This is a genomic window from Streptosporangium minutum, from assembly GCF_002149035.1.
Classification (GTDB): Bacteria; Actinomycetota; Actinomycetes; order Streptosporangiales; family Streptosporangiaceae; genus Streptosporangium; species Streptosporangium minutum.
Genome location: NZ_NGFP01000309.1, coordinates 1 through 9,929 on the forward strand (window position 1 = coordinate 1; position 9,929 = coordinate 9,929).

The 9,929-nt window shown below is 71.9% G+C and carries 10 protein-coding genes, 4 tRNA genes and 1 pseudogene; 4 read left to right on the forward strand and 11 right to left on the reverse strand.

The annotated features are described in order from the left end of the window. A partial coding sequence (locus CA984_RS39160; protein ID WP_165781589.1) for an alcohol dehydrogenase catalytic domain-containing protein occupies nt 1-205 on the reverse strand: 205 nt, incomplete at its 3' end. A 188-nt stretch (nt 206-393) separates the two neighbouring features. Between CA984_RS39160 and CA984_RS39165 the strand changes: the two genes are divergently transcribed. Then, on the forward strand, nt 394-681 hold the full coding sequence (locus tag CA984_RS39165; protein WP_242676422.1) for a transposase: 288 nt from the start codon (nt 394-396) through the stop codon (nt 679-681). Here the strand turns inward: CA984_RS39165 and CA984_RS39170 are convergent. Then, nucleotides 678-1,193, reverse strand: a complete 516-nt coding sequence (locus CA984_RS39170; RefSeq protein ID WP_086578429.1) for a DinB family protein — start codon at nt 1,191-1,193, stop codon at nt 678-680. The genes CA984_RS39165 and CA984_RS39170 overlap by 4 nt on opposite strands. A gap of 263 nt (nt 1,194-1,456) precedes the next feature. On the opposite strand from CA984_RS39170, the gene CA984_RS39175 reads away from it, so the two are divergent. Both CA984_RS39175 and CA984_RS39180 read left to right on the forward strand, forming a co-directional pair. Further along, nucleotides 1,457-2,893 (forward strand): glutamate--cysteine ligase family protein, encoded by a 1,437-nt coding sequence (locus CA984_RS39175; RefSeq protein WP_086578430.1) that lies wholly within the window; start codon nt 1,457-1,459, stop codon nt 2,891-2,893. A gap of 88 nt (nt 2,894-2,981) precedes the next feature. After that, on the forward strand, nt 2,982-4,022 hold the full coding sequence (locus CA984_RS39180) for a hypothetical protein (protein WP_133061912.1): 1,041 nt from the start codon (nt 2,982-2,984) through the stop codon (nt 4,020-4,022). 28 nt (nt 4,023-4,050) lie between these two features. Here the strand turns inward: CA984_RS39180 and pcp are convergent, their stop codons facing one another. The 9 genes from pcp to CA984_RS39225 form a co-directional block, all read right to left on the reverse strand. Beyond that, complete coding sequence (gene pcp / locus CA984_RS39185) at nt 4,051-4,671, reverse strand: pyroglutamyl-peptidase I (RefSeq protein WP_086578432.1); 621 nt, start codon at nt 4,669-4,671, stop codon at nt 4,051-4,053. Beyond that, nucleotides 4,668-5,045, reverse strand: a complete 378-nt coding sequence (locus CA984_RS39190) for a thiol-disulfide oxidoreductase DCC family protein (protein ID WP_086578433.1) — start codon at nt 5,043-5,045, stop codon at nt 4,668-4,670. Before CA984_RS39190 ends, pcp begins: the two co-directional genes overlap by 4 nt. A gap of 27 nt (nt 5,046-5,072) precedes the next feature. Further along, nucleotides 5,073-6,926, reverse strand: coding sequence for an endonuclease/exonuclease/phosphatase family protein (locus CA984_RS39195; protein ID WP_086578434.1), 1,854 nt, complete (start codon nt 6,924-6,926; stop codon nt 5,073-5,075). Nucleotides 6,927-7,050: 124 nt separating this feature from the next. Further along, complete coding sequence (locus tag CA984_RS39200) at nt 7,051-7,938, reverse strand: hypothetical protein (RefSeq protein WP_242676421.1); 888 nt, start codon at nt 7,936-7,938, stop codon at nt 7,051-7,053. A gap of 298 nt (nt 7,939-8,236) precedes the next feature. Next, nucleotides 8,237-8,311: transfer RNA gene (locus tag CA984_RS39205), tRNA-Val, on the reverse strand. Nucleotides 8,312-8,324: 13 nt separating this feature from the next. After that, a tRNA-Gly gene (locus CA984_RS39210) sits at nt 8,325-8,396 on the reverse strand. Between the two features lie 77 nt (nt 8,397-8,473). Beyond that, nucleotides 8,474-8,544 (reverse strand) — tRNA-Cys (locus tag CA984_RS39215). 22 nt (nt 8,545-8,566) lie between these two features. Next, nucleotides 8,567-8,641, reverse strand: a tRNA-Gly gene (locus CA984_RS39220). A gap of 76 nt (nt 8,642-8,717) precedes the next feature. Further along, the gene (locus tag CA984_RS39225) at nt 8,718-9,734 is read right to left on the reverse strand and encodes an N-acetylmuramoyl-L-alanine amidase (protein WP_341351755.1); all 1,017 of its coding nucleotides are present in this window, start codon (nt 9,732-9,734) and stop codon (nt 8,718-8,720) included. On the opposite strand from CA984_RS39225, the pseudogene CA984_RS39230 reads away from it, so the two are divergent. Further along, nucleotides 9,637-9,929: pseudogene (locus CA984_RS39230) on the forward strand (hypothetical protein); the annotation flags it as partial. The gene CA984_RS39225 and the pseudogene CA984_RS39230 overlap by 98 nt on opposite strands.

Sequence of the window (9,929 nt, forward strand, 5' to 3'; positions counted from 1 at the left end):
CCTCGACGACCCCCGCCAGCTCGTGCCCGGGAACGTGCGGCAGGACCCGGATGTCCGGGTCGTGGCCCTGCCAGCCGTGCCAGTCGCTCCGGCACAGGCCGGTCGCCTCCACCCGGATCACCGCCCCGCCGGGCGGCGGCGCGGGGGCGGGCACCTCGCGCACCCGCAGATCTGACCCGAAGGCGTCGAAGACCACCGCTCGCATCGGCGCACACTCCCTGACTCGTCCGGCGCCGCCGGCCCGCTCGCGCGGCCCGGCGGCCTGTGCAGCATTCTTCAGGCCCCGGAGTGCCAGGGACACTGTTGGCGAATCATCCAAAACGGAGCAGCCCCATGATCAGAGCTGTGATCATGGGGCTGCTCTCTGTGTTCCGGGTGGGAACGACGTCTTCGGTGCCGTCGCGTCCGGCGGGTTCTGAGCTGATCCCTGCAACTACCGGAGAGGTGGCGTGGGCGGCGTTCCCCAAAGGGAGCATGGCGATCAGGATCCGTGACGAGCTGGGAGCGCTGTTCGAAGACGAGGACTCCGCCGAGGCGTTCTCGACTCGCGGGACCGCCAAGACCCATCTTCAGCACCTGCTCACCGCCGCGGCGATGAACCTGCCACGGATTGACGCGTGGCTGATGGGTGTTCCCCTCGCCCCGACGAGGACCTCACACTTCGCGGCGCCGGCTGCCTAGACGCCGGTCCGTCCGTCGACGAGCTCCCGCACGATGTCGAGATGCCCGTTGTGTCGGGAGACTTCTTCGATGAGGTGGAGGATCACCCAGCGGAGGTCCACGTGGCGGCCGTCGCTGATGGGACGCTTGGCCCTTGAGTTCAGGTCGTGGTCGGACAGCAGACGACGATAGCGGTCGCTCTGCTCCTCGTATTCGGCGAGAAGCTGGGGCAACGGAATGTCGACCGCCGTCCGCATCTCGGGGTCGGGGTCGTCGTCACTCGCCTGTGTGAGCGGACCGGCGGGCTCCTCCCCCAGGAACATCACTTGGAACCAGTGGTACTCGACCCACCGCAGATGGCTGATCAGCCCGCACAGGGTCATCAGCGGTGAGTTCGGAAGCGGGGCCCTGCGGGCGTCGTCCGCGGACACGCCCTCGCACTTGGCGCGCGCCGTGTCACGGGCGTAGTCCAGGAAGGTGATCAGTTGGGTGCGCTCGTCCCAGGTGGGAGGCGTATCGGTTCGTGGCGTCATCGTGGGAAGTGTCCCGCAGGCCGGAGGGACAGTCGAGCGGTTAATGAGCGGGACCTCATCGAGTGCCGCCTCATCCGCCTTGGGCGTGGCGGCCCGGCAAGACCCGCCGCGCCCTGGAGGCACGAGACCCGGATTCGCCGACAGCGTCCGCCGGGGGAAGGGGCGGATGCGCCGTGCGGGCCGTGACTTGCGCCACGGGCCGATTAGAACCCCCGGGCTGGGACAGAGGAGGGGGCACAAGGACCAACGGATCGGATGGTGAGATGGGTCAGCAAGTCGACAAGGACCGATTCTCCGAGGCGGAGTTCGTCCGCTTCGGCGAACGGCTGGAAGAGCAGCTCGCCGCGCTCCGCGAGCTGCTCGCCAGACCTGGCTTCGGTACCGGGCCCGCGACCATCGGGGCCGAGCTGGAGATGTTCCTCATCACCCCCGACGGCCGGCCGCTTCCGCGTAACCACGAGGTGCGCGACGCCGCCGACGACGACCGGCTCGTGCCGGAACTCGGCCGGTTCAACCTGGAGGTCAACCTGACTCCGCTGCCGATCGCCGGGCGGCCCTTCAGCGCCCTGGTGCGGGAGCTGCGCGAGACGATGGCCCTGGTGGACGCGGCGGCGGGGACGCAGGGCGGGCAGGCCCTGGCGATCGGGATCCTGCCCTCGCTGAGCGAGTTCGACTTCACCCACGAGGCCCTCAGCGACGAGAGCCGCTACCGGGCGCTGAGCCGGGGCATGCGGCGGCTGCGCACCGAACCGTTCCGGGTGCGCATCGAAGGGGTCGAGGAGCTGGAGCTGGAGGTCGAGGGGGTGATCCTGGAGAGCGCCAACACCTCCTGGCAGGTCCACCTCCGTACGGCTCCCGCCGACTTCGCCCGCATCTACAACGCCGCCCAGCTGGCGACCGGCCCGGTCCTGGCGGTCAGCGGCAACTCGCCGGGCTTCCTGGGCAGGCGGTTGTGGGAGGAGACCAGGATCGCGCTGTTCGAGGAGTCGGCCGACGACCGGGACGTGGAACGGCTCGACCGCCGGGACCGGCGGGTGGCCTTCGGCTCCGGCTGGGTGAGCGGCGCCGAGGAGATGTTCGAGACCTGTGTCCGCGACTACGAGCCGGTGCTGCCGATGACCTCGGAGCAGGTCCCGGCTGGGGAGGGGGAGGCTCCTGAGCTGGCCGAGCTCCGGCTGCACCAGGGGACGGTGTGGCAGTGGAACCGGCCGATCTACGATCCCGCGGACGGCGGCCACCTGCGGGTGGAGATGCGTGCTCTGCCGGCCGGTCCGACCCCCGCGGACATGGCGGCCAACGCCGCGTTCCTGCTCGGGCTCACCGCCGCCATGGCGGTCGGGCCGGTCGAGGACTTCCCCTTCGCCGCGGCCTACCGCAACTTCTACCGCGCCGCGATCCACGGCCTGGACGCGCCGATGGCCTGGCCGGGCGTGGAGGGGGAGGTGCCGGCCGCGCAGCTCGCCCTGGACCTGCTGCCCGTGGCGAAGGCCGGGCTCGAACGGGTGGGGGTGGACCCGGCCGAGGCCGACTGGGCGCTGGACATCATCCGGGAACGGGTCAGGCTCCGCCGTACCGGTGCGATCTGGCAGCGCCAGGCCGTCGAAGGGCTCGGCGGCGATCCGGCGGCCCGGGCCCGCATGGTGACCCGCTACCGGGAGCTGGCGCTCACCGGGGAGCCCGTGCACACCTGGCCCATATGATCACAAAAGGTATTCAAGTCGGGGCATACTCATGAACTCCACGTCTTGATCCGCCCGTCCGGGCGTGACCGGAGGAGGAGAACCCCCCATGAGTGGGATGACGGCCGTAGCGGCGGAGCCCTTCCAGCTGAAGCGGGACAACGGTGATCTCGCAGCCGGGGTTCAGGCCCTGGAGAAACACCTCAAGCGCGTGACCCTCGACACCGTACTGGCCAAGGCGAACCGCGTCGCGGCCAGGAAGGGGGCCACCGGGGCCGGGGCCTTCGGGACGATGAGGCCCCGGCCGGTGGACTGGTACTGCTTCGACGCCGACGACAACGCCGTCCGCGACTGGTACCCCCAGGGACTGACCTGCTCCTCCGACGCCGGGACCGGCGCGGGGATATTCGTGGTGAGCTGGTACTTCAAGCCCGAGAAGGGGGCCGAGCGGGGGATACGCCTGTCCTTCCTCGACACGGCGGCACTGCGCTACCGGCACGTCCTGCTCGTGCGGGCCCGCGCCGACGGCGACATCGCCCCGATCGACATCCACGCCGGCGGCGTCGCCTGGTACGGCGGCCTGCTCTACGTCGCCGACACCAGCCGGGGCATGCGGGTCTTCGACACCCGGCACATCTTCGAGGTGGACGGGGACGACAAGACCTCGATCGGCAGAAAGGGCGGCGTGCACAACGCCTTCGGCTACCGCTACGTGATGCCGCAGACCGGCGCCTGGACCCCGGCCTCGGGGGGCGCCCGGTTCTCCTTCGCCGCGATCGACCGCACGACCGCCACCGACACCCTGATCTCCGGCGAGTATCTGGACGGCCCCGGCGGCCGGGTGGCCCGCTGGCGGCTGAACGCCGACGGCACGCTCCGCGCCGACGCCGGCGGCGTCGCCTCCGCGCTGGACGCCTACCGCCTGCCCGAGGCCAGGATCCAGGGCGCGCTCTCCCACGACGGCACCTGGTATCTCAGCCAGGCGGCGGGCGCGACCAGGAACGGCAGCCTGATCGTGGTCGGCGACACGGTCAGGAAGCGCCCCTACCCGGTGGGTCCCGAGGATCTCACCTGCGTCCGCGACAAGAAGACGCTCTGGAGCGTGACCGAGTTCGCGGGCCGCCGAGTGATCTACGGTGTGCCGCTGTAGGGACCCGGCGCGGTGCGAGCGATCCGCCTCAGTGCAGCGACCCGCCGACCAGGCGGAGATCGCCCTCCACCGAGACGGCGGCCGCCACGATCGCCGTCAGCGCCTCGGCGACCATCGTCACCGGCATGGACGGCCCGGCCCGGCCGAGGACCTGCTCCGGGGCGAACGGCACGTGCACGAAGCCGCCGCGGATCCCGGGCCGCTCGGTGGCGATCAGATGCATGAGACCGTAGAAGACGTGGTTGCAGACGAACGTCCCGGCGCTCTGCGACACGCTCGCCGGGACCCCGGCCGTCCGGGCCGCCGCCGCGCACGCCTTCACCGGCAGCGTGGCGAAGTAGGCGGCGGGCCCGCCGGGCACCACCGGCTCGTCGATCGGCTGCCGCCCGGCGTTGTCCGGGATGCGGGCGTCGTCGATGTTGACCGCCACCCGCTCGACCGTCACGTCGGGCCGCCCCCCGGCCTGCCCGACGCACACCACCACCGCGGGGTCGTGCTCCAGCACCGCCGCCCGCAGGTGCTCCAGCGCCCGGCCGAACACGCACGGCAACTGTACGGCCCGCACCCCGGGGACCAGTTTGACCGCCTCCCACGACGGGTTGACCGCGGCGCCGTCGAACGGCTCGAAGCCGGTGAGCAGGACGGTCATCGCCGGCCCGCCGGAAGCGCGCAGGCGGGGGTCCCGCCGGGCAGCCGGTGGCGGTTCCTCGCGACGAGCCGGTAGAGCCCCTGGGCCGCCCACCGGAAGGGCGGCACCCGCAGCGCGAGCCCCGGCAGGCTCCACGGCGGGCCGGCGGCGACCAGCAGCCTGGCGACCGCCTGCGCTCCGCCGTACACCCGGCCGCGCTCGACCCACAGGACCTCGCGCTCGGCCCGCTCCCGCGTGGTGCCCAGCGCGGCCAGGTCGGCGAACTGCCAGGGGGTGACGCGTGCCCGGACACCGATCCGGCGCTCGGCGAACCGGACGCTCGTCGTGCAGAACCCGCAGTCGCCGTCGAAGACCAGAACCGGTTGTTCCCTCATGGAACAGACCCTACCCAGACGTTCTGATCACGACTGCGGGACCAGGGTGACGGCGATGGGGCGGTGGTCGGAGTGGGGGACGTCGACGTTGGCCTGGTCCCTGCCGGTGAAGCCCGGGGTGACCAGCACGTGGTCGATCTGCTCGGCCGGGCCCCCCGACGAGGGGATGGTGCTGAACGGCCGGACCGGGGCGAGGGGGTCGGTCAGCCCGGAGCCCATGAGCGCCTCCCAGGCCGGATCCGCCGGCTCCAGGTTGAGGTCGCCCGCCACGACCACCGGCCGGCCCCCCGCGGAGGCGTCCTTGACGATCCGCCCGAGCTGCTCCACCTGGTCGAGCTCGCGCCAGCCGGGCGGCGGCTGCAGGTGGGTGCCGATGACGGTGACGTCCCTGCCCTGCCATCTCAGCCCGACCTCCAGCGCCTGCGCCCCGGTCGGACCGCCCTGGACGAGCACGTGGTTGCGGACCGAGGTGACCGGCAGGTCGGTCAGGAGAGCGTCCCCCCACACCTCGTCGGTCGCCGGGGCCCAGATGTAGCGCATGCCGAGCCGCTCGGCGATCAGCCGCACGTCGTCGTGGCCGCCGTTGAGCAGCCATCCCCGATCGGCCTCGCTGAGCACGACCACGTGCGGCCTCAGGGCCCTGAGGGTGTCGGCCTGCCGCTCCAGCGACAGCCTGCCGGACTGGCCGTACCCCATCCGGATGTTGTAGGCCGCCACCCGCAGCCCGTCGCCGGGCGGCTCCCACCCAGGTGTGGCGCCCTGCCAGAGAGGTACGGCCGCCACCAGCGCGACGGCGGCGGCGGCTGCGATCGGCAGCCGCAGGCCGTAGGAGGCCCGCGGCAGGCCGGTGGCGCCTACCACGGCGGGCACCGTCACCAGGAGCGCCGCGCAGACGGGCACCCACTGGTTGGGCAGGTAGAGGTCATAGGCGGCGTAGTAACCGAAGACGAACACGACGAACAGCAGCATGCCCCCCGCCGCCGCCAGGCCGCGCCGCAGCGGACGGTCGGGGCCGAAGGTCGCCGCCGCGTGCGCCAGGCAGGCCCCCAGCGCGACCTGACCGATGATCTGCGCGGCGATCGTCCAGCCCGGTGCCACGCCGTGGACGCCGTCCACGGTGACCCTGCCGAACGTGAACGCCACGGCGGAGGCGACCAGGGCGATGGCGGGCACCAGCGGCCGCCGGAGCAGCGGCAGCGCGGCGGGCGCCGTCGACAGCACCGCGAACGCCGCCACGACCGCGGCGGCGGCCAGGGAGGCGGAACCGGCCGCCGCCTGGGCGTGCGCGGTGTTGCCCGTGTACAGGCCCCACAGCAGCAGGGCGGGGCCGACCGGCAGCCAGGCGCGCGGGGCGCCCGAGTGCTCCTCCCCGGCGGGCGCGGGCCGCAGCAGGAACACCCCGGCCAGCACGAGCTCGGCCGCCAGCACCACCCATGGGACCGGGCCGGGGCGCCACATCAGGTCGATGCCGTCCAGCGCCGCGTGGATCACCGTGGAGGCCGCCAGGCCGGTGATCACTCCGGCCATCGCAGGCCGGGCGTCCCGGGCGGACACGGCGGTCGCCGTCAGCCAGACCAGTCCGGCCAGCAGGCCCGCGCTCGCCAGGTAGAGCTGAACCTCGCCGCCGGAGGTCGGCTGCAGCGCCAGCCGGGCCAGGAGCAGCAGGAGACCGGCGCCAAGTGCCACCCGGCGCGGCGGGACGGACCGGGCCAGCGGGACCGTGAGGAAGGCCACCACGAACCAGGAGACGGCGTACAGGCCCATCATCTCCGCGGGCGTGCTGCCCGCCCGGCCGAACAGGGTGATCAGTGACGGCAGGAAGACCCGCAGCACATCGATCAGCACCACCACGCCGAGGGCGACATCCACGCGGATCCGCATGCTACCTCCAAGGAATGTGAGTCATCCTCGCTTCCCTGGGGATCCGTGGCAAGGCCGAACTTTCCCGGCCCGATCGGCGCTCCCGGACCCGGCGACGGTGAACGGGACCGCCGCCGTCGAGAGGTCAGCCGCGCGGAGGCCCGTCGAGGTAGCGGAAGGCCTCGTGGGCGGACCGGACGCTGTCGCGGAGCGCCCGCTGGAGCTGGGCGGCGTCCTCGCTCAGATGACCGATCTCCGGCGCGGAGAACCTGGCCGCCCCCGTCTCGGCGACGAGCTGCTCGTACTCGGGCAGGTGGGCCAGGAGGGCGTCGATCTGGCCCTGGGACCTGAGGGCGCGGTCGGCGTTGGAGACGTGGCGCGCGTAACGTTCCAGGGCCTCCACCCGGGCGACGACGGCGGCCTCGCTGGCGGCCAGCGCCCGCTCCAGCGGCGCCATCGCGGCGGCGACCTCCGGCGTCCTGCCGCCGCGGGCGAGGTTGCCGTGCTTGGCCCGCAGCGCCGACAGCTTGGTCAGCAGGCGGGCGATCTCCCATTCCTCGGCCGGCAGCATCACCGAGTTGCGCACGCTGTCGAGCATTCCGATGGTGTTGACCCGGGAGCCGAGGATGGAGTCGATCGCCCGCTGGACCCGGCCGAGCAGATCCCTGGCGCCGTAGTCGAAGTCCTCCAGGATCAGGTAGCCCCCTCTGTACCGCTGCGAGTGCCGGTACAGGACGCGCTCGACGGCGTCGTACGGAGCGGGCTTCCTGCCGATGTAGACGCAGGTGAGGATCGTCGCGTAGACGGCGAACAGGACGAGCAGGAATCCCATGGATATCCCGGTGAGGGCGGTGAAGGCGGCGGCCAGGGCCGCCGTCACGCCGAGGGGCGCCACGAGGGCCGCCGGAAGCCGTGGGGCGTCCTCCGGCGCCGGACTCCACCCGGCCCGGAAGCGGGAGAGCAATGGGCCGTTCCGCCGGAGAAGTCCGGCGACGTCCGCGGGCACCTCCGGATCGACCACCACGCGCTGCACAGGCCGGCCCCTTTCACCAGGGTCAAAAGAGCATAGCGATTAACCGATTTCCAGCTATGCGTCCCTCTATGTTGCCTCTTAACGGCGGTGCGCCGGGTGTCAAGAGGATGTTCATCGTGATCCGCAGTGCGTGGAGAGGGGGCGAGGGGCGGGGACGGTGCTCTCGGCGCCGTGCTGACCAGTGCCGCGGTGACCGGCGCCGTGCTGACCAGTGCCGCGGTGACAGGCATGCCGGTGGCCGGCGTGGCGGTGACCGGCAGAAAAAAAGATCCCCGGACCGGAGTCCGGGGATCTTCGATGGTGGACGATACAGGGATTGAACCTGTGACCTCTTCCGTGTCAGGGAAGCGCTCTCCCGCTGAGCTAATCGTCCTCGGGCGAACCAGAGCGGAAGACGGGATTCGAACCCGCGACCCTCACCTTGGCAAGGTGATGCTCTACCACTGAGCCACTTCCGCGTGTCCGCTCAGGGTTTCCCCTCTGCGGCACGTGCGCTACTTTACCGGATCCTTGAGACTCCGATGTCCGTGCACTGAGGTGGAGACGGGATTTGAACCCGTGTACACGGCTTTGCAGGCCGTTGCCTCGCCTCTCGGCCACTCCACCAGTCAGATCCCGGAGGACCTGCTGGAGCGGAAGACGGGATTCGAACCCGCGACCCTCACCTTGGCAAGGTGATGCTCTACCACTGAGCCACTTCCGCGTGATCCCCGGCAACTCGTCCGGGGCACGTGAAAACTCTAGCGCCTCCGGAGCGCTGATGTGCGCAACCCGGGGGCCTACCGTGGATCTTCCTGGGAGATCACCTTGACGTCGGCGGCCCGGACGAACATGATCCGGTGGCCGAACTGGATCTGGCGGTAGCGGACGTCGCCCCTGACGACCCGGTCCCTGGACGGGTCCAGGGCTCCCGCCCGGAGGTAGGTGGCGCGGCTCGTCATGCCGAGGCTGTAGAACTGCCCGGCCGGGAACGAGTACTGCAGGGGGATCAGCTCCTGCCGGGGAACGCCCCGGGGGTAGGCCGACGCCTCGGGGTAGGCCCTGCCGTACACCTTGACGGAGGCGCGGCCGGGCCGGGGCGTCACCAGGCGGCCGGCGGCGGGCACGGACGTGCGGGCGGTCTCGGGGTCGTGGAACCACGCCTTCTGTCCGAGATACCAGATGGCCGTCCAGTCGCCCCTGCGCTCGGCGAGCGCGTAGCGCTGGCCGGTGGAGGCGCGGGCCGCGTGGTCGTAGACGCCGTAGGTGGAGGCGCCCTTGGGGTGCTTGCCGATGTCCCTGACCAGCGGGGCCTGCTCCGAGGGGCGGCTGTGCAGCCAGACCGAGGCGGCACCCTGCGGGGGGCAGTCGCCGGACTTGGCGCAGCCGGTGAAGCGCGGCTGGTTGAGGGCGTAGTCCGGCCTGATCAGCACCGAGCGGGCGCCGGGGTCGGCGGAGCCGGTCAGCGGGCTGCCGAGCAGCTCGAAGTAGTGGGCCCAGTCCCAGTAGGGGCCGGGGTCCTGGTGCATGTCCCGCACGCCCTCCGGGGTGGTGCCCGGCACGTTGTCGTGGCCGATGATGTGCGCCCGGTTCAGGGGCACGTCGTACTTGCGCGCGAGATGGGCGACCAGTGCGGCCGAGGAGCGGTACATCGCCTCGGTGTACCAGGCGCCGCCCCTGGCCAGGTAGCCCTCGTGCTCCAGGCCGATGGAGCGGCTGTTGACGTACCAGTTTCCCGCGTGCCAGCCGATGTCGCTGCCCCGCAGGTGCTGGGCGATGTGGCCGTCGCCGGAGCGCAGCGTGAAGTGCCAGCTCAGGCAGGCGGCTCCCGGCGGGCCGTACGGAACACCGGAGAGCGGGCAGACGGCTCCCGGCGGGCCGTACGCGATGCCGGAGAGCAGGCAGGCGGCCTTCGCGCGGGCGGCCCGGACGTACGGCGTGCCGGAGAGCGTACTCCTCGCGGTCTCCTACCTGGAGTCCCGCTGGGACGCCAACGACGGGCTGCCCAGCGT

Coding starts and splice junctions, on each gene's coding strand:
- CA984_RS39170 (WP_086578429.1), bottom strand. CDS start 1,193: ATGACGCCACGAACCGATACGCCTCCCACCTGGGACGAGCGCACCCAA.
- CA984_RS39175 (WP_086578430.1), top strand. CDS start 1,457: ATGGGTCAGCAAGTCGACAAGGACCGATTCTCCGAGGCGGAGTTCGTC.
- CA984_RS39180 (WP_133061912.1), top strand. CDS start 2,982: ATGAGTGGGATGACGGCCGTAGCGGCGGAGCCCTTCCAGCTGAAGCGG.
- pcp (WP_086578432.1), bottom strand. CDS start 4,671: ATGACCGTCCTGCTCACCGGCTTCGAGCCGTTCGACGGCGCCGCGGTC.
- CA984_RS39190 (WP_086578433.1), bottom strand. CDS start 5,045: ATGAGGGAACAACCGGTTCTGGTCTTCGACGGCGACTGCGGGTTCTGC.
- CA984_RS39195 (WP_086578434.1), bottom strand. CDS start 6,926: ATGCGGATCCGCGTGGATGTCGCCCTCGGCGTGGTGGTGCTGATCGAT.